Here is a 24,191-nt window from a genome sequence, read left to right as displayed (position 1 = left end):
CAAGAAGGGCACGGCCTCGTGGCACGGTTTCGGACCTGGGTGAGCATCGCCGTAGCGGGGGCACTCGGCCTCACGCTGGCCGGGTGCAGCAGCACCGGCGGCAAGCGGGCGGAGGACGCGAGGAAGGCCCAGCAGGCCCAGGGCAAGGCCGCGGTGAACACGCCGCGCTGGACCTTCGCCATGATCACCCACTCGGGCGACGGCGACACCTTCTGGGACATCGTCCAGAACGGCGCCAAGCAGGCCGCCGTCAAGGACAACATCAACTTCCTCTACTCGCACAGCGACGAGGCCAACCAGCAGGCGCAGCTCGTCGACGCCGCCGTCGACAAGAAGGTCGACGGCATCATCGTCACGCTGGCCAAGCCGGACGCGATGAAGGCGGCCGTGGCCCGCGCCGAGAAGGCCGGCATCCCCGTCATCACCGTGAACTCGGGCTCCGAGGAGTCCAAGCAGTTCGGCGCGCTCACGCACATCGGCCAGGACGAGACGATCGCCGGACAGGCCGTCGGCGAGGAGCTCAACAAGCGCGGCAAGAAGAAGGCCCTGTGCATCCTGCACGAGCAGGGCAACGTCGGCCACGAGCAGCGCTGCGCCGGAGCCAAGGACACCTTCGACGGCACGATGACGAACCTGTACGTCGAGGGCACCAACATGCCGGACGTGCAGTCCTCCATCGAGGCCAAGCTGCAGGCCGACAAGTCCATCGACGCCGTGGTCACGCTCGGCGCCCCGTTCGCCGCCACCGCCGTCAAGGCCAAGCAGGACGCGGGCTCCAAGGCCGAGATCGACACCTTCGACCTGAACGAGAAGGTCGCCCAGGGCCTCCAGGACGACTCGCTCGGCTTCGCCGTCGACCAGCAGCCCTACCTCCAGGGGTACGAGGCCGTGGACCTGCTGTGGCTCTACCGGTACAACGCCAACGTGCTCGGCGGCGGCAAGCCGGTCCTGACCGGTCCGCAGATCATCACCAAGGACCAGGCCGCCGAGCTCGAGGAATACGCGAAGCGGGGGACACGATGACGACGACAGCTCCCGAGCCACAGCTCGACGAGCGGCTGCTGAAGACCTCGCCCTGGAAGAAGCTGATGGGCCGCCCCGAGCTCGGCTCGGTCGTCGGCGCCGTCGCCGTCTTCGTCTTCTTCGCGATCTTCGCCGACAGCTTCCTGCGCGCGGCGAGCCTCGCGACCGTCCTGTACGCGGCCTCGACCCTCGGCATCATGGCCGTCCCGGTCGCGCTGCTGATGATCGGCGGCGAGTTCGACCTGTCCGCGGGCGTCCTGGTCACGTCCTCGGCGCTGATCTCGTCGATGTTCAGCTACCAGATGACGGCGAACACCTGGGTCGGCGTAGGCGTGTCCCTGCTGGTCACGCTCGCCATCGGCGTCTTCAACGGCGTCATGCTGACCCGCACGAAACTCCCCAGCTTCATCGTCACGCTCGGCACGTTCCTGATGCTGACGGGCATGAACCTGGGCTTCACCAAGCTGATCAGCGGCACGGTCTCCACCAAGTCCATCTCGGACATGGAGGGCTTCTCCTCAGCCAAGGACGTCTTCGCCTCGACCATCACCATCGGCGGCGTCGACTTCAAGATCACGATCCTGTGGTGGCTCGCCCTGATCCTGGTCGCCACCTGGATCCTGCTGCGCACCCGCATCGGCAACTGGATCTTCGCGGTCGGCGGCGACCTGGACGCGGCCCGCGCGGTCGGCGTCCCGGTCAACAAGACGAAGATCGGCCTCTACATGGGCGTCGCGTTCGGCGCCTGGATCTCCGGCCAGCACCTCCTCTTCTCGTACGACGTCGTGCAGTCCGGCGAGGGCGTCGGCAACGAGCTGATCTACATCGTCGCGGCCGTCATCGGCGGCTGTCTGATCACCGGCGGCTACGGCTCGGCGGTCGGCGCGGCCATCGGCGCCCTGATCTTCGGCATGACCAGCAAGGGCATCGTGTTCGCCGAGTGGAACTCGGACTGGTTCAAGTTCTTCCTCGGAGCGATGCTGCTCCTCGCGACCCTGCTCAACGCCTGGGTCCGCAAGCGCGCGGAGGCGATCAAGTGACGACCACCCCTGAGGACCGTATTCCGCTGGTCGAGCTGGCCGGCGTCAGCAAGTACTACGGCAACATCCGCGCACTCGAGGACGTCTCGCTCGTCGTGAACGCGGGCGAGATCTCCTGCGTCCTCGGCGACAACGGCGCCGGCAAGTCGACGCTGATCAAGATCATCGCGGGCCTGCACCGGCACGACTCCGGCTCCTTCTCCATCGAGGGCGAAGAGACGAAGCTCGCGAACCCCCGCGAGGCCCTGGACCGCGGCATCGCCACGGTCTACCAGGACCTCGCCGTCGTCCCCCTGATGCCGGTCTGGCGCAACTTCTTCCTCGGCTCCGAGCCCACGAAGGGCAAGGGCCCCTTCAAGCGCCTCGACGTCGATCTGATGCGCCGCACCACCCGCGCCGAGCTGCTCCGCATGGGCATCGACCTGCGCGACGTGGACCAGCCCATCGGCACGCTCTCCGGCGGCGAGCGCCAGTGCGTCGCGATCGCCCGCGCCGTGTACTTCGGCGCCAAGGTCCTCGTCCTCGACGAGCCGACCGCGGCGCTCGGCGTCAAGCAGTCCGGCGTCGTCCTCAAGTACGTCGCGGCGGCCCGTGACGCAGGTCTCGGGGTGGTCCTGATCACCCACAACCCGCACCACGCGTACCTGGTCGGCGACCGTTTCGTCCTCCTCAAGCGCGGCGCGATGTTCGGCAGCCACACCCGCGAGGAGATCACCCTCGACGAGCTGACCCGCCAAATGGCGGGCGGCAGCGAACTCGACGACCTCCGTCACGAACTGGAACGGGCGCCGGTGCCCACGCATCTTGGCGGCCATGGGCCCGACGGGGCCGAGAAATAGCGCCGTAGCTCCGCCGGTGCGTGGGCGGCCGCGCCTCCCGTGGGGCTTCTCGCGCAGTTCCCCGCGCCCCTGAAGGCATGCGCTGCGCGCAGCCATCCCCAGGGGCGCGGGGCCGTGTCCTTGGCGGCTCCGCCGCGGGGCGCGAGAAGCCACGAACAGCCTGCGGCCGCCCACGCAGGAGAAGCCCCTACGGCCAAGAGGCGCGGCCCCGCACCCGCAAACCCGGCATGCGGCGGAGCCGGGCCGTGAGGCAGAATCGCCGCAATGAGCACCTACCGCGACCTCGCACACCGTGGCAGCGCACGGGCCACCGTCCTGCGGACGGTCGGCACCCGGGAACGCCGCTCGCACCTGACCGCCCCCCGCGTCCCCACCGTCGGCATCGACATCGGCGGCACCAAGGTCATGGCCGGAGTCGTGGACGCGGACGGCACCATCCTGGAGACGCTCCGCACGGAGACCCCGGACAAGTCCAAGAGCCCCAAGGTCGTCGAGGACACCATCACCGAGCTGGTGCTCGACCTGTCCGACCGGCACGACGTGCACGCGGTCGGCATCGGCGCGGCCGGCTGGGTCGACGCGGACCGCAACCGCGTCCTGTTCGCCCCGCACCTGTCCTGGCGCAACGAACCCCTCAGGGACCGCCTCGCGGGCCGCCTCTCCGTCCCCGTCCTCGTCGACAACGACGCGAACACCGCCGCCTGGGCCGAATGGCGCTTCGGCGCGGGCCGCGGCGAGGACCACCTGGTGATGATCACGCTCGGTACGGGCATCGGTGGCGCGATCCTCGAGGACGGCCAGGTCAAACGCGGCAAGTTCGGCGTCGCGGGCGAGTTCGGCCACATGCAGGTCGTCCCCGGCGGGCACCGCTGCCCGTGCGGCAACCGCGGCTGCTGGGAGCAGTACAGCTCAGGCAACGCCCTGGTCCGCGAGGCCCGCGAGCTCGCCGCCGCCGACTCCCCGGTCGCGTACAACATCATCGAGCGGGTCAAGGGCAACGTCCCCGACATCACGGGACCCCTCATCACCGAGCTGGCCCGCGAGGGCGACGCCATGTGCGTCGAGCTGCTCCAGGACATCGGCCAGTGGCTCGGCGTCGGCATCGCCAACCTTGCCGCCGCCCTCGACCCGTCCTGCTTCGTCATCGGCGGGGGCGTCTCGGCCGCCGACGACCTGCTCATCGGCCCCGCCCGCGACGCCTTCAAGCGCCACCTCACCGGCCGCGGCTACCGCCCCGAGGCCCGTATCGCCCGCGCCCAGCTCGGCCCCGAGGCCGGCATGGTCGGCGCCGCGGACCTGGCCCGCCTCGTCGCCCGCCGCTTCCGCCGGGCCAAGCGCCGCCGCGTGGAGCGGTACGAGCGCTACGAGCGGTACACCCGCACGCGCGACGGCGCCGAGGACCAGGGCTAGCCGGCCCGGCGGGAACAGGGAACAGCGACAGGAATGCCAGCCATGACGACCGTGCCACGCCAGCCCTCGTCCCCCGACGAGAAGCCACGCCCGGCCGAGGACCGCGGCCGCGTGATCCGCCGCCGCGCGCTCACCCTCCTGACCATCGTGCTGCTCATCGGCATCCCCGCCGGATACCTGGTGATCTCCGCGAACCAGAGCCGCAACAGCGGCAAGGACAAGGAGGCCAAGTACTCGGCGACGGGCCTCACCATCGGCTGGCCGTCCAAGGTGCAGCGCCGCCTGTACGAGATCCCGATCCCCGACGGCTCCCGCGACGTCGCGTACTACGAGACGAACAACTACAAGGTCAGCCGCCTGTACGCCCAGTTCCTCACGAACAACAACGGTCTGGACAAGTTCCTGAAGGACATCGGCACCAGCACGTCCGCGCTGAAGCAGGACGACGTCGCGATCAGCGACCGCGACCAGGACGTCGCCGGCTGGGAGTTCACGGGCCCCGGCCCCTGGTACGGCCTCACGAACACCCAGAAGGACCCCAAGCCCACGCAGAGCGTCATGGTGAACCGCTCCAACGCCGACCACCCCATGGTGTTCGTCGTGGCCACCACACACCCCTGATCCGTCCGTCGATCCGTACGCCCTCGTGTGAACAGCGCATTGCGGTACGGGAGTTGCCCTGGGCCGCGACGCGACGACCTTCCTACACTCGCCGCGTGACGACCCCAACTGACGCACCCGACACGGCAGTAGACACGGCAGTCGACGAGGCCGAGTACGACCGGCGCCGACTACGGCAGTGGCTGACCGGCCGGGCCCGCGCCGACGGCGTGGCCCGCCGTGACCTGCTGAGGCTGCTCGCCGCCGCGGGCCTGGCGGCGGGGCTGCCCGCGGCGCTCCCGGCCACGGCGCGCGCCGCGACCCCGGCCGCGCCCGGCATCGCGAAGCCGCTCCCCGAGGAGTGGTTCACGGTGCGCGGCACGAACGCGGAGACCAACTTCGCGGCCCTCGCGGACACCGGCCACCACACGCCGGTCTCCCACTTCTTCGTACGCAACCACACGGTGACGCCCCAACTCGACCCCACAACCTGGGAGTTGAAGATCTGGGGCAGTGGACTGGCCGGAGCGGAACGGGCGTTCACCCTGTCCGACCTCAAGCGCCTGCCCGCCGTCACCCGCTCCGCCTTCGTCGAGTGCGCGGGTAACGGCCGCAGCTTCTTCACCAGCCAGCAGGGCCAGTCCGCCACCGGCACCGCATGGACCCTGGGCGCGATCGGCTCGGCCAGGTGGCGCGGCGCCCGGCTCGCCGACGTCCTGCGCCTCGCGGGCATCCGGCGCGACGCGGTCGACATCCTGCCGCGCGGCCTCGACCCCGATTACGTGACCGCCGACGGCACGAACCTGGGCCGCGTCCGCCGCCCCCTGCCCGTCGCCAAGGCACTCGACGACGTGATCCTCGCGTACGAGATGAACGGCGAGCCCCTCCCGCCCGACCACGGCGCCCCGGTCCGCGTCGTCGTCCCGTCCTGGGTCGGCATCGCGTCGATCAAGTGGGTGGGCGACATCGAGGTGTCGCGCACGCCCCTCTTCTCGCCCTGGAACACCGACTTCTACCGCCTGTTCGGCGACGCCTACCCGGCCGGGGGCAGCGCACCGCTCAGCCGCCAGACCCTGAAGTCCGCCTTCGAACTGCCGTGGAACGCAAGCCTTGCGGCACACCAGGGCCACCGTCTGACCGGCCGGTCCTGGTCCGGCGCGGGCACCATCGCGCGCGTCGACATCAGCACGGACGCGGGCGCCACCTGGCACCGCGCCCACCTCCACGACACCCCGCGCCGCGCCGACTGGGTCCGCTGGTCCACGCGCTGGCACCCGACGGCCAAGGGCCCGGCCACGCTCCTGGCCCGCGCCACGGACACGACGGGCCGCACGCAGCCACCGGCGACGGTCCCCAACACCCAGGGCTACCTCTTCGACGCGGTGGTGCGCCACGCGGTCACCGTCGTCTGAGCACCGGACCCTCAGCGGGCGCCGTCGCCGTCCGGCGAGGTCTCCGGATGGAGTGAGCCGATCCGACGGCGGACGCGTCCTAGGTCCAGCAGTACGGACACCAGATTCCGCTGGGGTGAATCGCCGCGGCGCATGTGGTCGGCGGCCTCCGTGTAGGACGTATGCGCCTCGGTCAAGCGGTCCTGGGCCCTGTGCACATCACCGATGTTCTGCAGCACGGTGCCGTAGGAGACCGGGTCGTTCTCGACGGGGATCAGCCCGAGTGCCTCCTGGTAATTGCTGAGGGCCTTGTCGTAGGCGGTCTCCTGACCACGGCTCCCGAGCAGCTCGTAGGACTGGCCCAGGCCGTGAAGGCGAACGGCACGCCGTGCGGGTTCCATGGCGTGCGCCGCCTGGCCCAGAAAGTCCTGGGTCTCGTCCATGGCGGCGCGCGCCTGCGTCAGCTCGCCACAGCCGATCAGACAGTCCCCGAGGGCGATCATGGTCGTGACGAGGTTGCCGGGGTCGTCGCCGGCCTGCTGGTGTTCGAGGGACAGCCGGTAGTGTGTGGCGGCTGTCCTCAGATCGCCCGCGGCGCGGTGCGTTTCAGCGATGTCGTGCTGGATGATCCCGTAGAGCCCGGGATTCTCCACGGGGTCGGTGAGTTCGAGCGCCTCCTCGAAGCAGAGCAGGGCCTGGGTGAACCATGAGGATGCGTCCGGGCTTTCGGTACCTGGCACTTCGATACTTCCTTCCTCTGTGGAGGAGCGGATTCCGGCCTCGATCAGCTCCCGGCCGCGGGTGATCAGCCAGTAGGCGAGGTTGTAGCGGGTGGTGAGGGTGTGGGGATGGTCGTGGCCGAGCACCCGCACATGGTCCAGGAGCAGTTGCCCGAACCCGTGCGCGGCCCCGGCCGGATCTCCCGCTTCCCCTTGCCAGTTGGCGAGGTTGGCCCGGGTGGTGAGGGTGTCGGGGTGGTTGTGGCCGAGCACCCGTATCTGGTCCGGTAGCAGTTGCCCGAGGCTGTGCGCGGCCCCGGCCGGATCCCCTGCTTCCCCCTGCCAGTTGGCGAGGCTGGCCCGGGTAATGAGGGTGTCGGGGTGGTCGTGGCCGAGCACCCGTATCTGGTCCGGTAGCAGTTGCCCGAGGCTGTGCGCGGCCCCGGCTGGATCCCCGGCCTTTCCTTGCCAGTTGGCGAGGTTGGCCCGGGTAATGAGGGTGTCGGGGTGGTCGTGGCCGAGCACCCGTATCTGGTCCGGTAGCAGTTGCCCGAGGCTGTGCGCGGCCCCGGCCGGATCCCCTGCTTCCCCTTGCCAGTTGGCGAGGTTGGCCCGGGTGATGAACGTGCTGCGGTCGTCCTGCCCCAGCACCCGTATCCGGTCCGCCAGCAACTGCGCGAAACCGTCCACGGCTCCTGCCAGGTCACCCGCCCTCCCTCGCCAGGCGGCGAGGTTTCCCCGGGCTGCAAGGACGTCGGGTCGGTCATCGCCCAGCACCCGCCTCGCGTCGATGAGCAGCCGCTGGAGCTCGTCCACGGCTCCTGCCAGGTCCCCCGCCTCGCCCCGGCAGTTGGCGAGGCTGTGGCGAGTGTCGAGGGTCTCGGGGTGGTCCTGACCCAGTACCCGGGTCCGGTCCGTCAGGTTCTGCTCGAACAGCGGGACGGCGCGGTCCAGATCCCCTGCTGACTTGTAGGCCTCGGCGAGGTTCTGGCGCGAGCTCAGCGTGTCGGGATGATCGGCGCCGAGCACGCGCAGGGCTGCGGTCAGGGCGCGTGCGTGGTAGGCGATCGCGCTCTGTGTGGAGCCCTGGTCATCGACGAAAAGGCCGACCTGACTGAGGACCGCGAGGGTGTCGGCGGTGTCCGTTTCGGGAGATGCCTGCGCGGCGAGGGCCGCGATGTGGGGCACCAGCGTGCGCCACACCGGCCAGGACGCGGGATCTTCCCAGGAGTCGGGCAGGGCGGCGCGCAGCCGAGCGGTGGCGTCGCGGCGGGCCGGTTCGATGAGGGCGGGCGTGCGGTGGGGGTCCTCGGGATCGGGGGTGCGGGCGAGGGCCTGGACGAGACGGTGGACGGTCACCGTGCCGTCGTGGTTGTCGGTGAGCATGCTGTACGCGGTGAGATGGCCGATCGCGGTGGCGAGCCGGGGAGGTTCGGCGAGACCGTGGAGCAGGCTCCGGGGAATGCTGTCCGGGGCGTACCAGGCCAGGATCCGCAGGACGTCCGCGGCGAGCGGGGTGGCGTCCAGACGGTTCAGGGTGAGGTGCCAGATCCGGGCGATGGTGCGTTCCGAGTCGCCGCCCAGCGTGCCGGAGGCGAACATCGTGGCGGGCCACTGCTTCAGCATGTCCAGGTAGGCGCGGGGGACCGTGCCGGTCTCGGCGCAGTACGAGGCGGCCTGTTCCACCGCCAGGGCCAGGTGCCCGAGTTCCTCGCACACGGCGTCGGCGCCGTCGGTGTCGTGGGTGCCGGGATGCGTGAGGATGCGGGTGAACAGGTCGACGGCGTCGGCCGGTTCGAACACGCCCAGGTGGATGGCGGTGGCGTCGTGGTGCCAGCCGGTCGCGCGGCGGGTGGTCACCAGGACCCGGCCGCCCGGGACGCGGCCGATGAGGGGGCGGATGTGCCGGAGGTCCTCGACGTTGTCCAGGACGAGCAGCCATCCGTCGTGACACGCGAGCCAGGCCACCGCCCGTTCGGACTGCAACTCCGCGGGCAGGCCGATCAGTCCGGGCTGCAGGGCCCCCGCCAGCGCGGCCAACCCCGTGTCGACGGCGGCAGCGCTGTCGGCGGTGATCCACCACCGCACCTTCTCGTGCCGTCCGGCCGCCCACCGAGCGGCGAGCGCCGACTTGCCGACCCCGCCGAGGCCGTGCACGGCATGGACGACGACTTCGCCGGGGCGGGCGAACGCCTCGTCCAGCGAGCCGAGTTCATCGACGCGGCCGACGAAGAGGCCGGTGCCGATGTTCGACACCCCGCCCTGCGCGGCGTCGTCGGGGATCGGCGTGTTCGCCTCCGGCGGGAGCATGATCAACCGCTCGACGTACTGCGTCACCGCGTTGTTCACGTCGCGACCGGCGCCGATCCCGCCGCGGCTCGCTGCGACCCCGGCGGGTCCCGCCGGCCGGACCGGCGCCTCCCCGGGGTTCCCGATCATGGCAGGCGCTCGGTGTGTGAATCATGGACGTCCCCGCCCGCCGCGATGGAGCCGTCCCGGCTCACGACTCCCGACTCACCACTGTGCGGCGGCTCCGCGGGTTCGGACGGAACCGGCCCGGTGTACCGGGTCGAGCTATTCGTCACGTTCCCCCGTGCCGCGATCGCGCATCCGTCCGCGATCACCGGCGCGGGCGGCGCGGGCGGCACGGGCGGCACGGGCGGCACGGGCGGCACGACTGGGGCGGGCGCGGGCGCGGGCCCGGGCGCCGGCGTGCGCAGCTGCCACAGCGAGACCCCGAGTGCGGCGACCCCGGCCACGGACCCGGCGACGCCCCAGGTCTGCCCCGACCCATCAGGGTGCGCGGCGGTCACCCACACCAACAACCCCACGGCCGCCCCCGCTCCCAGCAGAGCAAGCCCCCACCACGACATCCGCAGCCAGACCGTCATGGCCCATGGTTGCGCCAGAAACATGGTCAAGTCTGTACATCTGCACAACAACAACGACGAGACGTGCAGATCGGATTGATCGGCTGGATCGGCTGGATCGGCTGAATCAGCTGGACGGCTTCGGGGAGCGCAGCACGAGCAGGGTGATCTCGCTGGGGGCGAAGACGCGGAACGGCGGGCCCCAGAAGCCGGTGCCGCGGCTGGTGTAGAGGAGGGTGCGCTCGCCGTGGCGGCTGAGGCCTGCGACGGCGGGCTGGTCGAGGCGGACGAGGTAGTGGAACGGCCAGATCTGACCGCCGTGGGTGTGGCCGGAGAGCTGCAGGTCGACGCCGCCCGCCGCGGCCCGGTCGATGAACTTGGGCTGGTGCGCGAGGAGTAGAACGGGCAGCTTGGCGTCCGCGCCGTCCAGGGCTCCTTCGAGGTGGGCACGGTGCCCGGCCAGGCCGGAGGACTCGGCGGTGACGTCGTCCACACCGGCGACCACGAGGGTGTCCCCGCCGCGCTCGATCAGCAGATGGCGGTTGCGCAGCGGCTCCCAGCCCAGTTCGTCCATCAGGTCGACCCAGCCCTGGGCCTCGCTGTAGTACTCGTGGTTCCCGGTGACGTAGACCCGGGCGTGGGTGGCCCGCACGGTGCCGAGCGGGGTGGCCTGGGCGCGGCGGCGGTCGGCCGTGCCGTCCGCGATGTCACCGGTGTGGCAGACCAGATCGGCCTCGAGGGAGTTGACGACCTCGCAGACCCGTTCCGACCAGCGGGCACGGTCGAGCGGCCCGTAGTGGGTGTCGGTGATGAGGGCGACGCGGGTGCCGTCCAACCCGGCGCCCAGGCGCGGCAGTTGTACGTCGAGCCGGCGCACCCGCGGCACCCGGCGGGCCTCGACGTACCCCCAGGCGAGCAGCGCGACGGCCGTGCCGAGCACCGCCCAGGTGACGATCCGGGCGCGGCCCTGCCCGTCTCCGACCCCGGCCAGGGTGAGGGCGAGGCGCAGCAGGATGCCGAGCACGACGGACCAGGTGAACAGGACCCAGCCGGTCCCGAGGAGGGAGTCCCCGACGATCGCCGCGCGGTCCTGCTGCCGCCGGCCGTGGCCGCGCACCATGGCGACCGGCATGGCGATCAGAGCGAGCACGAACAGGACGGTGCCGCCCACTGCCACGGGCAGCGGCCAGTGCTGCCCGGCGTGCAGCAGCACCCAACAGGGCACGGTCCACAGCAGGATGGGGGCGATCGCAGGCAGGTAGCGCATCAGGCGGCGCAGACGGTTCTGCTCATCCGCCTGCGCCGTACCGTCCGCGGATCGGGCCTCGCTGGTGTCGGTCACGCTTCCCACCTCAAGTATCCGGACTGTCGAAGCGCGCACATTATCGCCGTTGCCCGGATCCGGAACTCCGTCGCGCCTTCCTCAGCGCGGCATCGGCCGTGCTCCAGGACAGGGAGCGGCAGGACCAACTCCCTGACGAGATCACGCGAACCTACTGGTGGGCGCTACCGGAGCACGCCAGCATGTCGCCATGACACCCGCGGACGCCTGGGCCGACATCGAAGCCTGGCTGAGGGGCAACGCGCCGGCCACCTTCGCCTCACTCCCCGGAGCCGCAAGCGAGCACGCCCTTCGGGATCTGGAAGCGCACCTCGGCGGCGCGCTTCCGGGCGAAATCAAAGACGCGCTGTTGCGCCATGACGGCTCCGGCGAATTCGTGCTCCCGGGCTTCCACCGGTTCAGCAGCACCGACATCATCCGCCGCGAATATGTGGCGTGGCGGACGGCAGACGAACGCCGCATTCAACAGGGGACGACCAAGCACGCGCAGAACCCGGGCCAGTACCCGCGCTCACTGCCCGGCGACCACCCCCTGTGGCATCCACGCTGGATTCCCGTCTGCCACGACGAGAGCGGAAACCTCCTCTTCGTCCGGGTTCCCGATCTGGGGCGAGTGGGAGCCCTGCGTGGACGACCAGGGCTTCCTGGAATGGCAGGAAGCCTGATCCAGCAGACCCGGCAGATCGGTCGAGGAGACGACCGCGGCCGACGGCGCCGACGAGTCACGGCGCAGGTCCGTACGAGGGGTTTTCCGCAGCAAGGTCCGTTCCGTTCGCGGATTGGCGACGCTTTTGGACGGAGTACTCCCCGTTGCCCGTAGCTTCGACCGCACGGGGCCGTGTAGCGTCCAACTCAGCAGTCGTGGTTCCGAAGTACCGCCCGTGGACGCGAGTTCACGGGCAGCTTGCTGTTCAGCGTCTCTGAGGACCAGGACGACCACCTCCGCCTCCCGCGAAGTGCGGGAGGCGACTTCGAGTCCCCTTGGAGGACACATGGCCAGCGGTACCGTCAAGTGGTTCAACGCGGAAAAGGGCTTCGGCTTCATCGAGCAGGACGGCGGAGGCCCGGACGTCTTCGCCCACTACTCGAACATCAACGCCTCCGGCTTCCGTGAGCTGCAGGAGGGCCAGAAGGTGAACTTCGACATCACTCAGGGCCAGAAGGGCCCGCAGGCGGAGAACATCACTCCCGCCTGATCCGGCCAACTCCGCGATGCCCGCCTCGGTCTTCCGAGGCGGGCATCGTGCGTCAGGCAGCGCAGTTGCAGTTGCCGGGCCGGACGGTTGTGACCGTCGACGGAGTACGCTGGTGTTACCGAGGGTATTTCGCGCACCGGCTTCCCTGCCTCTGTCGCTTTCGGCGATCTGATCACGCCGTGCCGACCGTGTTCGGTCCGGAGCAGGGTTCGCTCCATGGCCGCGACCGTTTCCCGTACGTCGTTCTCACGAAGTTCGCCCACGATGTACGTCCACGAAGTACGCCCGGTACGTCCACGAAGTACGCCCGCTTGCGCCTTCCTCCGGATTCCTTCCGGCTCGGCCCGAGACCCCGGCACCCTCTCCGACGACCGGCCGGGACCCGCCGTGCCGTGTGCTTCCCGGGCCGTTCGGGCCCGGGACCGTCAATCGACGTAAGGAACGTGAGAACCATGGGTGTTCTGATCACCCTGCTGGTGGTGTGCGCCGTGGCCGGGCTGGTCCTGCTGGCCCTGAGTCTGCGCAACGTTCAGCAGTACGAGAAGGGCGTGGTGTTCCGCTTCGGGCGCCTGCTGCCGGACATCCGAGGTCCTGGCCTGCGTGTCATCCGGCCGATCGGGGACCGGATGCGGAAGGTGTCCGTACAGACCGAGGTCCTGGGCATCCCGCCGCAGGGCTCCATCACGGCCGACAACGTGACGCTGACCGTCGACGCGGTCGTCTACTTCAAGGTCATCGACCCCGTCAAGGCTCTGGTGAACGTGCGCAACTACCGCGCCGCCGTCTCCCAGATCGCCCAGACGTCCCTCCGCTCGGTCATCGGCAGGGCCGACCTGGACACCCTGCTCTCCGATCGCAACCACATCAACGCGGAACTCAAGAAGGTGATGGACGCCCCCACCGAGGAGCCTTGGGGGCTGCGCATCGAGCGGGTCGAGATCAAGGACATCGCCCTTCCGGAGTCGATGATGCGCTCGATGTCGAAGCAGGCCGAGGCCGAGCGGGAACGCCGCGCGCGGGTCATCGCCGCCGACGGAGAGTTCCAGGCGTCCCAGCGGCTGACCGATGCCGCCGCGACCATGGCCGACACTCCCGGAGCACTCCAACTGCGCCTGCTGCAGACCGTGGTGGACGTCTCCGCCGAGAAGAACAGCACCCTCGTGATGCCGTTCCCCGTGGAGATGCTCCGCTTCTTCGAGCACCAGAGCAACCAGGGCGGGGACCGCGCCGCCGAGTCCGACGGACGGCGGGAGCGCCGCAGCGACCGGCACGCCGCGCTCACCGCAGGGGCCGTGATCCCGGAGCCCGCCACCCCCGTACCGGCGCTCGCACGGTCGGTGTCCCTGCCCGGAGAGCCGGCCGCAGGCCGTGCGGAGGTGGCCCGGGAGCGGCGGGACAACTGGCCGACGCGGCGCGACGCCGAGGGGGCCCTCGGCGGCTGACTGTTCCGGACGGAGCCGCTCCTGTTCCCGGGCAAGCCCGGGAGCGGGGGCGGCTTTCGTGTGGCCGGTGAGGGCTCCTGCGGGGACCGGAGCGCCCGTCGGCCGCTCCCTGCGGTGGTCGGGCGACGGGCAACCGACACTGTCTTCCGGTCATTTCCACCAGACCTGTCCTGACCTCTCCTCGCAGTCCACCGCGCCGCGCGGTGATCCGTTCGAGGGACGTCGCAGATCGCGCGTGGCGGGATGAGCCTCCTGGCCGCGCATCGCTTCGCGCAGGCGTGGTTTCGTTGCTTCCGCCGGGCCCGGGACGACTCGACGTACGCAGCACTCCTCGTGCTGTGAGACGAGAGGACTCTGTGGATGCCTGCCGTACCCGCTCTCGTACGTGGACTGCTGACCGCCGCCTCCTGGCTGACCAGCCCGCTCACCCCGGACGACTATCTCGGACTGGTGAACCCCCTCCTCGGTGCCCGCTTCCCGGTGGGGCGGGTGACAGCGGTGCGCCCGGAGACCGCGGACGCCGCCACGCTCAGCCTCCGGCCCGGCCGGGGCTGGTCGGGGCACCGCGCGGGGCAGTACCTGCCGGTCGGCATCGAGGTGGACGGCGTGTGGCAGTGGCGCACGTACTCCCTCACCTCGGTGCCGGGTCAGGAGGACGGGCTCCTGACGATCACCGTCAAGGCGGTGCCCGGCGGCACGGTGTCGCCGCAGCTGGTCCGTCGGACCCTTCCGGGCACGGTCCTTCGACTCGGCCCGGCGCAGGGGGAGTTCGTGCTGCCGGACCGGCTCCCGCCCCGCATCCTGATGGTCACCGCGGGCAGTGGCATCACCCCCGCCATGGGCATGCTGCGCACGCTCATGAGTCGTCGAGCCCCGCACCCCCACGTCGTGCTGGTGCACAGTGCGCCCCGTGCCCGGGACAGCATTTTCCGCGCCGAACTGCACACGGCGCGACGGAAGTTGGACTGGCTCGACCACTACGAACACCACTCCCGGCAGCACGGCAGGCTGACCCCGGAGGACCTGAACCGGCTCTGCCCCGACTGGCGGGAGCGTGAGACGTGGGCCTGCGGCCCGGCCGGCCTGCTCGACACGGTGCAGGGCCAGTGGTCCCGGGCGGGCCTCGGCGAGCGTCTCCACGTGGAGCGCTTCCGGCTCACACCGGTCCTGCCGGCGGAGCCCGACGCCGGCCCCGGCTGCCGGGTCCTGTTCACGCGCACCGGCGCCGAGACCACGGCGGACGCCACGACACCGCTGCTCGTCGTGGGCGAGTCGGCGGGTGTGGCGATGCCGTACGGATGCCGACGCGGTATCTGCTTCGGCTGCCTCACCCCGCTGGCACACGGCCGCGTGCGCGACCTGCGTACCGGTGAAGTGCACGAACGGACCGGCCGGATGATCCAGACCTGCGTCTCGGCGGCGGCCGGACCGCTGGTCCTCGACGCATAGCCACCCAGCCACCTAGGAGTCCCCGTGACAGCGACCCCTCTCGATTCCACCGGGACGACCCCCGGAAGGCACCTCGGCAAGGATCCCAGCAAGGAGCTCGGCACGGAGCTCGGCACGGAGCTGGGCACGGAGCTCAGTGAGGACCTCGGGGCGGAGCTCGACCGCATCCGCTCCGAGGTCGTCGCCGCGCGCGGCGACGACGACGTCCGGTACATCCGTACCGTGATCGCCACCCAGCGCGGCCTGGAGGCGGCAGGCAGGACGGCGCTGGCCGTCTCGCTGTTCCCGCCCGCCTGGGTGGCGGGTACGGCCATGCTCTCCGTCGCCAAGATCCTCGAGAACATGGAGCTGGGCCACAACATCCTGCACGGCCAGTGGGACTGGATGGGCGACCCGGCCATCCACTCGACCACCTGGGAGTGGGACTTCCTCACCCCCGCCGAGGCATGGAAACGCACCCACAACCACGTGCATCACACCTGGACCAACGTCGTCGACCGCGACCGGGACCTCGGCTACGTCGTCTTCCGGATGAGCGCCGATCAGCGCTGGCGTCCGCGCCATCTCGCCCAGCCGCTCTACAACCTCGTCCTCGCCCCGTTCTTCGAATGGGGCATCGCGCTGTACGACCTGGAGCCCGACGCCGTCGCCGCGGGACGCAAGACGTGGCGGTCCTTCGGGGTCGACCTGACCGGGTTCCTCGCCAAGGCCACCCGCCAACTCGCCAAGGACTACGTCCTCTTCCCGCTGCTCGCCGGGCCCTCGGCCCTGCCCTGCCTGCTCGGCAACGTCACCGCCAACACCGTGCGCAACCTGTGGACCAACACGATCATCTTCTGCGGCCACTTCCCCGGCGACGTCCAGACCTTCACCGAGGAGCACGTCGAGGGCGAGACGCGTGGACAGTGGTACCTGCGGCAGATCCAGGGCTCGGCCAACATCGAGGGCGGCCCGCTCTTCCACGTGCTCAGCGGCAACCTCGGCCACCAGATCGAGCACCACGCCTTCCCCGACCTGCCCAGCAACCGCTACGCCGAGATTGCCCCGCGCGTGCGGGAACTCTGCGAGAAGTACGGCATTCCGTACGTCACCGGGCCGTTGTGGCGACAGTACGGCTCCACCTGGGGGCGCATCCTGCGCTTCGCTGTACCGGGGAAATGACGTCCACGGACGGGATGTGACGTGACGGGACCGGATGGGACGGGACCGGATGGGACGGGACCGGATGGGACGGGGCCGGTCGGTCGGTCGTGTCAGCGCTTGAAGGCGCCCTTGGCCTTGTCTCCGGACTGCTTGAGATTTCCGGAGATCCGGTCGGTCCTGCCCCGCCTCCGCAGCCGACCGTTGCCGGTGTTCCTGCCGAAGCGTTCCGTGATCCGGCCCCTGACGGCCTGCACCTTGTGCCTGATCGTCTGTCCTGCGCTCATGGTGTCGTCCTCAGATCGTCCGATGGGTGGTGGGTCAGCCGCGCCGGCGGCCGGATCGACGTCGGCCCCCGCTGCGCCCGCGCATCACGAGGCCGACCAGCCAGAAGATCAGCAGTGCGGCCGCGACGTACCACAGGAACTGCAGGGTGAAGCCGAACCCGAACACCACGAGGATCAGCAGAAGGAGAAGGAGCCATAACATCGCCGGGCCTCCAGAGCGCGGGAGTGTTCCTGGATTCCGCGGGGTCCGGGCGAAGCGGGAGGGCGGAATGCGCCGCCCGATGGATCCGGAGTGGCACGGCCCTGCGCCGTGCCGTCAGTCAACGCCTGGCGATGTCCCGTGTCAACGGCCTTTGGATGCCACTGAGTTGGGGGAGTTCGACCGGGGCCGTCGGGGAAATCGGAGCCTCGGTGGGAGGTGCGGCTGACTCGGCCGGCGGCAGGATGTGATCCTCCCACCAGGACAGGCCCATGACGGCGGCGAGGAGGACGAACGGGACTACGGCTGGAACGATCAGCGTGTACATGCGTACCGCCTGTGGTCGATGCGTGCGACGCGGCGGGCAGTGGCTCGGTAGCCCGCATGGAGCGCATCGAGGCCGCGCTCGTGACGTGACGTGACGTGGCGGCTGCGACAGCGATGCGCGTGTGCGTTCCGCGGGGAACGCGAAGGTCGTTCGGCGCAGCCGGGGGCCGGGGCGGCACGGCGCACGCTAGCCCCCGCCGCATTCACTGACCAGACGTCATATGGCCGTCTGTCATGGCCGGTTGAGCGGTAACGCGGTGAGGTATCCGCAGCCGTCGAACAGGGCTACGTTGGAGTACGAGGCCCCGGTCCCCGGCAGCGATGCCCCGCTCCACCCCGGGAGGCCCGCCGTGTTCGTGCTCTGGTTCATCCTCCTCGCGGCCCTGTTCGGCCTCGGTTTCGCCAATGCCCTGTGGTGGCTGGCCGCGGCCGCGCTGGTTTTCTACCTCGTACGCCCCGGCCGAGGCGGTCCGGGCCGCAGGCGCGGGAGCGCCTCGGGGCACGGGGAGTACGGGGAGTACGGGGAGTACCGGGACTACCGGGACCGGCAGGAACGGTGGGACCGCCGCTACCGACGCCAGCGCCAGGGCCGTTGGCTGCGCCAGGACCGCCAGGACCGCCAGGAGAGCCAGGAGAGCCAGGAGAACCAGGAGCGCGAGGACCGTCGAGACCATGGGCGCCGCAGGTGACCGGCGAGAGGGGCTTGTCATGCAGCGGATGACCACGATCCAGGAGGAACGGTGGCACGTGACGGCCCACGCCACTTGGGGGAGCACGTCCCCGGACCCGGACGTCGCCGTGCTGCGCACCGAGATCGATCAGCCGCGCCGGACGATGGAGGGGCGCGCCGTCGTCACCAGGCCTGCGGCATGGAGCCGCCGCAGCGCACGGAGGGAGACGCCGTGCAGGAGGGAGACGCCGTGCAGGAGGGAGACGTCATGATTCACGCAGCCGATGTCCGGGAGTGGCGGGACCGTGCGGTCGTCGACGCCGAGGCGCACAAGATCGGTGTCCTCGAAGCGGTCTATGTGGACACCGCCACCGACGAACCGGCCATGGCCACGGTGCGCACCGGGCTGCCCACCCGGCACCGCCTGCTGTTCGTCCCCCTCGCCGACGCGGTCGCCGGCCCGGACTACATCAAGGTCACCTATCCCAAGGCCCTCGTGAGGACGGCTCCCTCGATCGGCACGGACGACGTCCTGCCCGCCGAGGACGAGGAGGCGATCTTCAAGCACTACGGACTGCCCTACGAGCCCGGTGCGGCCGGAGAGCGACAACTCGCCCGCCGCTGACCGCGCTGCGGAGAAGACGGCCGAGATCACCACGCACGCGTCAAAAGGGCACAGCCGGAACCCCCGGTCATAGGGGCTGCGGTGAGATGTGGGAGCGTGAGTGGGTGAGTGAGACGAGTACCCAAACCCTGCAATACCGCTTTGACGGGCCAGAACATGCCCCAGTCCTGATCCTGGGACCCTCACTGGGTACGACATGGCACAGGTAGTCGGAACCGTCTTGTCGGGTCCATGTGGTCCGAAACGATGGCGTTTGCGTCGGGTGGGAACCGTGTGATCCAGGGGCATCGACGATGTCCGTGATATTTGCGTGATACCTGAGGCCCTTGTCGGTTGAATCCGACGGGGGCCTCTGTGCTGGGTTCGGGGCGTGGGGAGCGGTGGATCGCGGGGTTTGCTCTGTCACGATTTGCTGTTCTGTGGTGGTGAACTCTGAGTTCGTGCGCCTTCCCGTTCTGCGCGGGCGTACGCCAACGCGCCGGTGCAGCCTCTGCTCGGGGCAGCGGCGTAGTGCACCTTCTGTCCCTCACACGGGATGCGTTGGTGGCGTACCGACGGGGTGGGGTTGGGAAGGATGCCGGCAGCACTGCCGCGCGCCGGAATCTGACTCTTTGAGTTTACGGATCCTGAAGTGTCTTGTTGTCCATATGTCGTGCACCGGCGTGGGTGGTGAGTACAGAGCTGTCCCGGGCGAGTGCGTCTCTCGACTGGATTTTTGCGAGGAATCTGCACGATCTCACTGATGGCCGCTCCCCGGGCCAGTGGAAGTTTAGGGAGGCCAAGGAATCGATCCTGACTGTGGTGTCGTCCTCGAGGAGCGTCTTTCGGATGCGGAGGAGGTGGTACTCGGCGTCGACACCCACCGTGATGCTCATATGGCTGCCGTGATGTCCGTGACGGGAAAGCTTCTTGAAGTACAGGAGTTCCCGGCCACCTCTGCTGGATACCGTGAACTTCGAGAATGGGCTGGCCAGTTCGGCGCCGTGCGGCGAGCGGGAGTTGAGGGGACGGGCAGTTTCGGTGCGGCCCTGTCCCGCTACCTGCTGTCGCACAACGTCGACGTGTTCGAGGTCGCGGGGCTGGGGCGTGCGGCGAATCGTCGACGCAGCAAGTCCGACCGGGGCGATGCTGAAGCCGCCGCACGGGCCGTGCAGTCCGGCCGCGCACGCACCCGCGCCAAGTCGGGAAACGGGCCGGTAGAAATTGCTCGCCTGTACAAGGGAGCCCGGGACTCAGCGGTCAAAGCCCGCACCCAAGCCATCAACCAGCTGAAGTCGGTTCTGATCACCGCCGATCCGGCGTTGCGAGAAGAGCTGACAGGGTTGTCGCAACGACAACTCGTGCACGCCTGCGGCACGCTCATCGCTGAGGAGCACGAAGGTAGCGGGGGACCGGTAGCGCAGGCGACCAGGTTCATATTGCGCACCCTGGCACAGCGCATCGAGCAGCTCGCCGCCGAGGCCCGGATGCTCCAGCTGCGTCAGGCCCAGTTGCTCGAGCGCAATTTTCCCGCGCTGCTGGCGACTGTGGGAGTGGGACCGGAGAGCGCCGCCGTCCTTCTCATCGCGATGGGCGACAATCCCGGCCGCATACATGGCGAGGCATCCTTCGCCGCCTTGTGCGGGGCCAGCCCCGTTGAATACTCCTCGGGCGGCAGACATCTACGCCGGCTCAACCGGGGCGGGAACCGGCAGGCGAATGCCGCGCTGCACCGCATCGTGCTGACCCGCCTGCGGTGGGATCCGCGCACCCAGGCGTACTACGCGCGCCGCACCGAGCAGGGCAAGACCCGGCGCGAGATCATCCGCTGCCTGAAGCGGTACGTGGCCCGGGAGGTCTACCGGCTGGTCCAGGAACGGTCGGCCACCGGTCGCGAGGGTGCATGATCGTCGGTTCACCGGGCTCGAGGGCCAACGGCGCAACGCCTTGTCGAAGTGCCGGGCGGTCGTGTGTGCAGGCGGCTGGTACTTCTGGCCTGGGCGCGGAGTACGTACGCCCCTGTTCGTGGCCCATGGCTGGCTTGCGACCTTGAGACTCGACTGGCATATGCTCTAGCGTAATTCCTTTGCAGCGCTGGGCAGTTGCACCGTAGCGCGCAGGGACCAAGGGTGGCCGGAGCCGCATCGCCGACTACGCGGCTCCGGCCTTCCATCCCAGGTGCGCGGGCCGGACATGCTCCCGCATGGTCTTGGCGGGCTCCGAAGGATGGAGATGCGGCGTTGTGCGTGAAGGGGAGCCGCGCGACGCCGCACTGGGGCCCTCGCCGATGTTCGGAAACGATTCCCGGCGGGGGCCGTCTCGACCCTAATACCCGGTTGAGCACAACCATGCCGCCGTCAAGCAGAGTTGGCGCGTTATGGACCCTCGTAGTGCGGCGGGTGTCAGACCCGGGCGGTCGATGATCTCTCTGCGGGGGTGGATGACCTGTCAATGGCACGGCCCGGCGAGGAACCGCTGGGCCGTGTCAGTATGCGCATCGACCAGGGGTGCACTCCCGAGGTTGCCTTCGGTGCAGTGTTCCTGTGCCGCTCCGGGGGATGGGTACCGGGCTGGTGTGGCGACCAGTTCATGGAATTCCTGAACACCCGCCCGCCCGCCCGGCCACGCCCGTCGAGGTCGTAGGCAACGTGTGGACCGACCTCCGTGACGACGTAGGAGATGGTGCAGAGGCTCTGGGTACAGCTCACTGACGAGGCCCTGTAGGCGCGGGCTTGCCCACAGCCTCGACGGCAGGACAGCATCCGGGGTCACCGGTGCCGAGCGTCAGTCCTTGGAGGCGAGGGCTCGTTCCAGAGTCGGCATGACGTGAAGTCGCGCGAGGAGACTGGCTGCTCGTATGAGGCGCCGGGTAAAGGGACGCGGGCACACGGTGGCGTAGGTCCCTCCCCGTTCCGTCACTCGCCGTTGGGCGCGGCACAGAAGGGCAAGGCCCGAGCAGTCTATGAACTCGGTCGGAGTCAGATCGATGACGAGCCGCAGATCGCGCTGTGCTGTGATCCGGTCGAGGAACGGTCCAGCCTGCATGGTGAAGAGGATGTCGACTTCGCCGTGTAGTGCGAGTATCACTCGCCCGTCATTCTCGAACAGTTTGACGTGTTCAGAGATTTCTGGATTCGGAACTTGCATATATGCAACTCCGCCCTGTGTGGCGCAATGCGGTACTCGCCATGGTCTGGGGCGAACGAAGGCTGGCGATCTTACGGTTGATGGCGCTGGAGGGGAGGCGGAACAAATTTCTGGTCCCGCGATTGTGTGTAATTCAATCGATCCCCTTGACATATGCCCCAGGAGTTCTGAGTGGGTGTTCTGTGAGCTTTCGCCGGGTCTCAGTCCGGGTGTCCTTCTGGTTGCGGTAGTTGGAAGAGACCGGGTTCCGGCTCGGTGAGGATGCCGCGGTTGACCAGGCGTTTCAGTTTGGCGCGGGTTCCTTCGACATGCCGGGGCTCGGTGCCCGTGCCCCGGGCGAGGCAGACATCCTTGGAGTGCAGCCCGTTCGCAGTGTTCTCGAAGAGGGCGAGGATCTGACGGTAGGGCGAGGGCAGCGGAGCGAGGCCGCCGGGAAGGTCCGGGACGATGTCCAGAATGGTCTCCCGGGTGATCTTCAGTCGCTCCAGGGCCTGTTCGGCGGCTGCGAGTTGAGCGGTCAGCTCCGCGATCTGGCTGCGGAGCCGCCCGGCGAGGTCACGGCCGGCGGCCTCACGGATCTCGATCTGCTCCAGGAACTCCTGCATGCTCACTCCCACGCGATCATGCCGGTCCGGGCAGGCGGGCCGGTGGCGGGTCCCGCCAGGTGGGAGTGGTCGTGGCGGTGAGCCGGTGGGTCATGACATCGGTCATCGACCAGCGGATCCAGGATGCCGAACTGGCGGGCAGCCGCTCGTAGTCGCGGGCCAGCCGGCGGTGCAGCATGAGGGTGCCGAAGGTCTGCTCGACGACCCAGCGCCTCGGTGCCGGGGCGAACCCCTTGGCCTGAGGATCACGTGAGACGACCGCGACGTCGATGCCCAGCGATCTGCCGTGCTCGACGACGGCGTTCTTGAACCCGGCATCGACCCAGCTCTTCACCACGCCGGAATTGTCGGCGGCCACTTTGTCCAGCAGCGTGATCCCGATGGTGTTGTCGTGCACGCTCGCGGCGACCACAATCACCGCGATGAGCGGACCGAGCACGTCGGTGGCGATGCCCCGCTTGCGGCCCCGGCTCTTCTTGCCCGGATCCAGCCCGGTCGTCTTCTTCGGGGCGTTGAGCGAAACGTGCACGGTCTGAGAGTCCATCACGACCGCGGACGGGTCCTCGCCCCGGCCCTTCGACTCGCGGACCTGCCAGCGCAACAGGTCATGGATGGTCTGGTCGGTGCCGTCGTCGCGCCACAGGCCGAAGTAGTAGTACACCGCGGTGTACGGCGGGAGATCGTGCGGCAGATAGCGCCACTGGCAGCCGACCCGGGCCTGGTACAGGATCGCGTTGACTATCTCCCGCATCTCGTAGCGGCCCTCATGACCACTGACCGAGCGGTGCTGCCCCTTCCAGGCCGTAATGACCGGCCGGATCAACTCCCATGCCTCATCCGACAGATCACTCGGGTACGGCTGCCGCTCAGCCACGTCTCCCGCACTCCGCAGAAGCGGCCAACTGCAACCCCTCAAACCGGACAACCGGCCACGACGTCTCGCAGAACACCCACTCAGAGCCCACCAGCGCGGCAAGCGTGAACTCCCCGGAAACACGCAGAGTTGAAACAAGCCACAGGAGGAGGCCCGGACCCTTTGGATAGCTCCTCACAGGTCGAGCCTTGCGTGCGCCACACTCGCCTCAGCGACAGAGGACGGGGGTGCTGCTGAACACGCCTTGCCGGAGGGACCTTTAGCGCGTTGACGTCGGCGTCTTCTTTGATCACCTGTTCCGCGCTCATCAGACACTTCCTGGCGCCTCAGCGGGTCCCGTTCGCTGGCGGAACGCGCTGGCAGGGCCCGTCAGTTGACGGCGGCGTGTCGGGCGGCGTCGCCCGACACGCGATAAGTCAACCGAACGAATGATCGCATTGCGCTAGCGCGGTATCAGGACGCCTGCATCCGGTAGCTGCACGCGGCCCGTGGAACTCTCTAGCAACAAGATGAGCCTCCGAAAAATCCTGACCTTTGCCGTGAATAGGCATTCTTCGGGCGGACGTCTTGAAACTGGTTGACCCCAAGAGAAAAACCGGACGGAACTTCTGAAACTTTCAGGGGATTTCGGCTGCCGAGTTTTTCAGAGGGGAGGCTGTTCCCATCGGAATGAAACCCACCGATATTCGGGAGGATGCCGTGGCCCTGCATGAACTTTGCCGGGATCCGGAGAGCCAGATCGGGCAGAGCCCGACTCTCTACTTCGACGACAGAACCCAGACCTATCTTCTGCAGTCATGGAAGGTGACCGACTACGAGCGGCTGTTGCCGATCGCGGTTCCGGACCACGAGACAGTCGTGGAGTTTCCCGCCCGGCTCCTCCCTCTCTTCCCGGACGGGCAGCAGGGTTCCGTTCGCTGTCTCTGTCACGGGGAAGATGGGCAGGGAGATCCGAAGGTACCTGTCGGCGCATAGTTCGGGCTGGCGTGAGCACCTCCGGTGGCAAGCTGGCGCAAC

24 protein-coding genes and 1 pseudogene are annotated in these 24,191 nt (G+C 69.1%); 16 read left to right on the top strand and 9 right to left on the bottom strand.

Annotated features, from left to right (window positions below; genetic code table 11):
- Nucleotides 1-18: 18 nt before the first annotated feature.
- From ACIBUY_RS05025 to ACIBUY_RS05000, 6 genes are all read left to right on the top strand, one after another.
- Nucleotides 19-1,023, top strand: coding sequence for a sugar ABC transporter substrate-binding protein (locus tag ACIBUY_RS05025; protein ID WP_365567759.1), 1,005 nt, complete (start codon nt 19-21; stop codon nt 1,021-1,023).
- A complete protein-coding gene (locus ACIBUY_RS05020) occupies nt 1,020-2,063 on the top strand; it encodes an ABC transporter permease (protein WP_365567762.1) in 1,044 nt (347 codons plus the stop codon). The genes ACIBUY_RS05025 and ACIBUY_RS05020 overlap by 4 nt, the downstream gene beginning before the upstream one ends.
- Nucleotides 2,030-2,902, top strand: coding sequence for an ATP-binding cassette domain-containing protein (locus tag ACIBUY_RS05015; protein ID WP_365568056.1), 873 nt, complete (start codon nt 2,030-2,032; stop codon nt 2,900-2,902). The genes ACIBUY_RS05020 and ACIBUY_RS05015 overlap by 34 nt, the downstream gene beginning before the upstream one ends.
- Before the next feature lie 264 nt (nt 2,903-3,166).
- Nucleotides 3,167-4,312 carry an ROK family glucokinase gene (locus tag ACIBUY_RS05010; RefSeq protein ID WP_365567765.1) on the top strand — a complete coding sequence of 382 codons (1,146 nt, stop codon included), beginning with the start codon at nt 3,167-3,169 and terminating at the stop codon, nt 4,310-4,312.
- 42 nt (nt 4,313-4,354) lie between these two features.
- A complete protein-coding gene (locus tag ACIBUY_RS05005; protein WP_365567768.1) occupies nt 4,355-4,933 on the top strand; it encodes a sugar kinase in 579 nt (192 codons plus the stop codon).
- A gap of 95 nt (nt 4,934-5,028) precedes the next feature.
- Entirely contained in the window at nt 5,029-6,324 is a 1,296-nt protein-coding gene (locus ACIBUY_RS05000) for a sulfite oxidase (protein ID WP_399151833.1), read from the top strand.
- Between the two features lie 11 nt (nt 6,325-6,335).
- On the opposite strand, the gene fxsT is transcribed toward ACIBUY_RS05000, so the two are convergent.
- The 3 genes from fxsT to ACIBUY_RS04985 form a co-directional block, all read right to left on the bottom strand.
- Nucleotides 6,336-9,461 carry an FxSxx-COOH system tetratricopeptide repeat protein gene (gene fxsT, locus ACIBUY_RS04995; RefSeq protein WP_399151832.1) on the bottom strand — a complete coding sequence of 1,042 codons (3,126 nt, stop codon included), beginning with the start codon at nt 9,459-9,461 and terminating at the stop codon, nt 6,336-6,338.
- Nucleotides 9,458-9,937, bottom strand: coding sequence for a hypothetical protein (locus tag ACIBUY_RS04990; RefSeq protein WP_399151831.1), 480 nt, complete (start codon nt 9,935-9,937; stop codon nt 9,458-9,460). The genes fxsT and ACIBUY_RS04990 overlap by 4 nt, the downstream gene beginning before the upstream one ends.
- 82 nt (nt 9,938-10,019) lie before the next feature.
- Nucleotides 10,020-11,234 carry a metallophosphoesterase gene (locus ACIBUY_RS04985; protein WP_399151830.1) on the bottom strand — a complete coding sequence of 405 codons (1,215 nt, stop codon included), beginning with the start codon at nt 11,232-11,234 and terminating at the stop codon, nt 10,020-10,022.
- A gap of 190 nt (nt 11,235-11,424) precedes the next feature.
- On the opposite strand from ACIBUY_RS04985, the gene ACIBUY_RS04980 reads away from it, so the two are divergent.
- The 5 genes from ACIBUY_RS04980 (at nt 11,425) to ACIBUY_RS04960 (ending at nt 16,482) form a co-directional block, all read left to right on the top strand.
- Nucleotides 11,425-12,054 (top strand): SMI1/KNR4 family protein, encoded by a 630-nt coding sequence (locus ACIBUY_RS04980; RefSeq protein WP_399151829.1) that lies wholly within the window; start codon nt 11,425-11,427, stop codon nt 12,052-12,054.
- A gap of 172 nt (nt 12,055-12,226) precedes the next feature.
- Nucleotides 12,227-12,430, top strand: a complete 204-nt coding sequence (locus ACIBUY_RS04975) for a cold-shock protein (RefSeq protein ID WP_098750155.1) — start codon at nt 12,227-12,229, stop codon at nt 12,428-12,430.
- Between the two features lie 452 nt (nt 12,431-12,882).
- Nucleotides 12,883-13,872: a slipin family protein gene (locus ACIBUY_RS04970; protein ID WP_399151828.1), complete on the top strand. Its 990-nt coding sequence runs from the start codon at nt 12,883-12,885 to the stop codon at nt 13,870-13,872.
- 360 nt (nt 13,873-14,232) lie between these two features.
- Entirely contained in the window at nt 14,233-15,321 is a 1,089-nt protein-coding gene (locus tag ACIBUY_RS04965; RefSeq protein ID WP_399151827.1) for a ferredoxin reductase, read from the top strand.
- A 120-nt stretch (nt 15,322-15,441) separates the two neighbouring features.
- Nucleotides 15,442-16,482 carry a fatty acid desaturase family protein gene (locus ACIBUY_RS04960; protein ID WP_399152158.1) on the top strand — a complete coding sequence of 347 codons (1,041 nt, stop codon included), beginning with the start codon at nt 15,442-15,444 and terminating at the stop codon, nt 16,480-16,482.
- Nucleotides 16,483-16,574: 92 nt separating this feature from the next.
- Here the strand turns inward: ACIBUY_RS04960 and ACIBUY_RS04955 are convergent, their stop codons facing one another.
- Together ACIBUY_RS04955 and ACIBUY_RS04950 are read right to left on the bottom strand one after the other, a co-directional pair.
- Nucleotides 16,575-16,748: a CsbD family protein gene (locus tag ACIBUY_RS04955; protein WP_365567793.1), complete on the bottom strand. Its 174-nt coding sequence runs from the start codon at nt 16,746-16,748 to the stop codon at nt 16,575-16,577.
- A gap of 34 nt (nt 16,749-16,782) precedes the next feature.
- Nucleotides 16,783-16,950: a hydrophobic protein gene (locus ACIBUY_RS04950; RefSeq protein ID WP_365567796.1), complete on the bottom strand. Its 168-nt coding sequence runs from the start codon at nt 16,948-16,950 to the stop codon at nt 16,783-16,785.
- A gap of 674 nt (nt 16,951-17,624) precedes the next feature.
- Here ACIBUY_RS04950 and ACIBUY_RS04945 point away from each other — a divergent pair.
- The gene (locus ACIBUY_RS04945; RefSeq protein WP_399151826.1) at nt 17,625-17,963 is read left to right on the top strand and encodes a hypothetical protein; all 339 of its coding nucleotides are present in this window, start codon (nt 17,625-17,627) and stop codon (nt 17,961-17,963) included.
- Nucleotides 17,964-18,092: 129 nt separating this feature from the next.
- On the opposite strand, the gene ACIBUY_RS04940 is transcribed toward ACIBUY_RS04945, so the two are convergent.
- Complete coding sequence (locus tag ACIBUY_RS04940) at nt 18,093-18,221, bottom strand: hypothetical protein (RefSeq protein ID WP_365567802.1); 129 nt, start codon at nt 18,219-18,221, stop codon at nt 18,093-18,095.
- Here ACIBUY_RS04940 and ACIBUY_RS04935 point away from each other — a divergent pair.
- From ACIBUY_RS04935 to ACIBUY_RS04925, 3 genes and pseudogenes are all read left to right on the top strand, one after another.
- Nucleotides 18,213-18,569: a PRC-barrel domain-containing protein gene (locus ACIBUY_RS04935; protein ID WP_365567805.1), complete on the top strand. Its 357-nt coding sequence runs from the start codon at nt 18,213-18,215 to the stop codon at nt 18,567-18,569. The genes ACIBUY_RS04940 and ACIBUY_RS04935 overlap by 9 nt on opposite strands.
- A gap of 104 nt (nt 18,570-18,673) precedes the next feature.
- A pseudogene (locus ACIBUY_RS04930) lies at nt 18,674-18,772 on the top strand (3-oxoadipate enol-lactone hydrolase); the annotation flags it as partial.
- 672 nt (nt 18,773-19,444) lie between these two features.
- On the top strand, nt 19,445-20,455 hold the full coding sequence (locus tag ACIBUY_RS04925) for an IS110 family transposase (protein ID WP_399151825.1): 1,011 nt from the start codon (nt 19,445-19,447) through the stop codon (nt 20,453-20,455).
- Between the two features lie 877 nt (nt 20,456-21,332).
- On the opposite strand, the gene ACIBUY_RS04920 is transcribed toward ACIBUY_RS04925, so the two are convergent.
- From ACIBUY_RS04920 to ACIBUY_RS04910, 3 genes are all read right to left on the bottom strand, one after another.
- Nucleotides 21,333-21,695 carry an STAS domain-containing protein gene (locus ACIBUY_RS04920; protein WP_399151824.1) on the bottom strand — a complete coding sequence of 121 codons (363 nt, stop codon included), beginning with the start codon at nt 21,693-21,695 and terminating at the stop codon, nt 21,333-21,335.
- 200 nt (nt 21,696-21,895) lie between these two features.
- Nucleotides 21,896-22,300: a hypothetical protein gene (locus ACIBUY_RS04915; RefSeq protein ID WP_399151823.1), complete on the bottom strand. Its 405-nt coding sequence runs from the start codon at nt 22,298-22,300 to the stop codon at nt 21,896-21,898.
- Between the two features lie 16 nt (nt 22,301-22,316).
- Nucleotides 22,317-23,174, bottom strand: coding sequence for an IS5 family transposase (locus ACIBUY_RS04910; protein ID WP_399151822.1), 858 nt, complete (start codon nt 23,172-23,174; stop codon nt 22,317-22,319).
- A gap of 699 nt (nt 23,175-23,873) precedes the next feature.
- Between ACIBUY_RS04910 and ACIBUY_RS04905 the strand changes: the two genes are divergently transcribed.
- A complete protein-coding gene (locus tag ACIBUY_RS04905) occupies nt 23,874-24,149 on the top strand; it encodes a hypothetical protein (RefSeq protein WP_365567817.1) in 276 nt (91 codons plus the stop codon).
- Nucleotides 24,150-24,191 lie beyond the last annotated feature (42 nt).

Origin of the sequence: Streptomyces sp. NPDC050085, from assembly GCF_044460595.1 — a bacterium.
GTDB lineage: Bacteria > Actinomycetota > Actinomycetes > Streptomycetales > Streptomycetaceae > Streptomyces.
Note: the sequence above shows the minus strand (reverse complement) of the source record. Positions and strands in the feature narration are given on the sequence as shown.

Coding starts and splice junctions, on each gene's coding strand:
- ACIBUY_RS05020 (WP_365567762.1), top strand. CDS start 1,020: ATGACGACGACAGCTCCCGAGCCACAGCTCGACGAGCGGCTGCTGAAG.
- ACIBUY_RS05010 (WP_365567765.1), top strand. CDS start 3,167: ATGAGCACCTACCGCGACCTCGCACACCGTGGCAGCGCACGGGCCACC.
- ACIBUY_RS05005 (WP_365567768.1), top strand. CDS start 4,355: ATGACGACCGTGCCACGCCAGCCCTCGTCCCCCGACGAGAAGCCACGC.
- fxsT (WP_399151832.1), bottom strand. CDS start 9,461: ATGATCGGGAACCCCGGGGAGGCGCCGGTCCGGCCGGCGGGACCCGCC.
- ACIBUY_RS04990 (WP_399151831.1), bottom strand. CDS start 9,937: ATGTTTCTGGCGCAACCATGGGCCATGACGGTCTGGCTGCGGATGTCG.
- ACIBUY_RS04980 (WP_399151829.1), top strand. CDS start 11,425: ATGACACCCGCGGACGCCTGGGCCGACATCGAAGCCTGGCTGAGGGGC.
- ACIBUY_RS04975 (WP_098750155.1), top strand. CDS start 12,227: ATGGCCAGCGGTACCGTCAAGTGGTTCAACGCGGAAAAGGGCTTCGGC.
- ACIBUY_RS04970 (WP_399151828.1), top strand. CDS start 12,883: ATGGGTGTTCTGATCACCCTGCTGGTGGTGTGCGCCGTGGCCGGGCTG.
- ACIBUY_RS04965 (WP_399151827.1), top strand. CDS start 14,233: ATGCCTGCCGTACCCGCTCTCGTACGTGGACTGCTGACCGCCGCCTCC.
- ACIBUY_RS04955 (WP_365567793.1), bottom strand. CDS start 16,748: ATGAGCGCAGGACAGACGATCAGGCACAAGGTGCAGGCCGTCAGGGGC.
- ACIBUY_RS04950 (WP_365567796.1), bottom strand. CDS start 16,950: ATGTTATGGCTCCTTCTCCTTCTGCTGATCCTCGTGGTGTTCGGGTTC.
- ACIBUY_RS04935 (WP_365567805.1), top strand. CDS start 18,213: ATGATTCACGCAGCCGATGTCCGGGAGTGGCGGGACCGTGCGGTCGTC.
- ACIBUY_RS04925 (WP_399151825.1), top strand. CDS start 19,445: ATGGCTGCCGTGATGTCCGTGACGGGAAAGCTTCTTGAAGTACAGGAG.
- ACIBUY_RS04920 (WP_399151824.1), bottom strand. CDS start 21,695: ATGCAAGTTCCGAATCCAGAAATCTCTGAACACGTCAAACTGTTCGAG.
- ACIBUY_RS04915 (WP_399151823.1), bottom strand. CDS start 22,300: ATGCAGGAGTTCCTGGAGCAGATCGAGATCCGTGAGGCCGCCGGCCGT.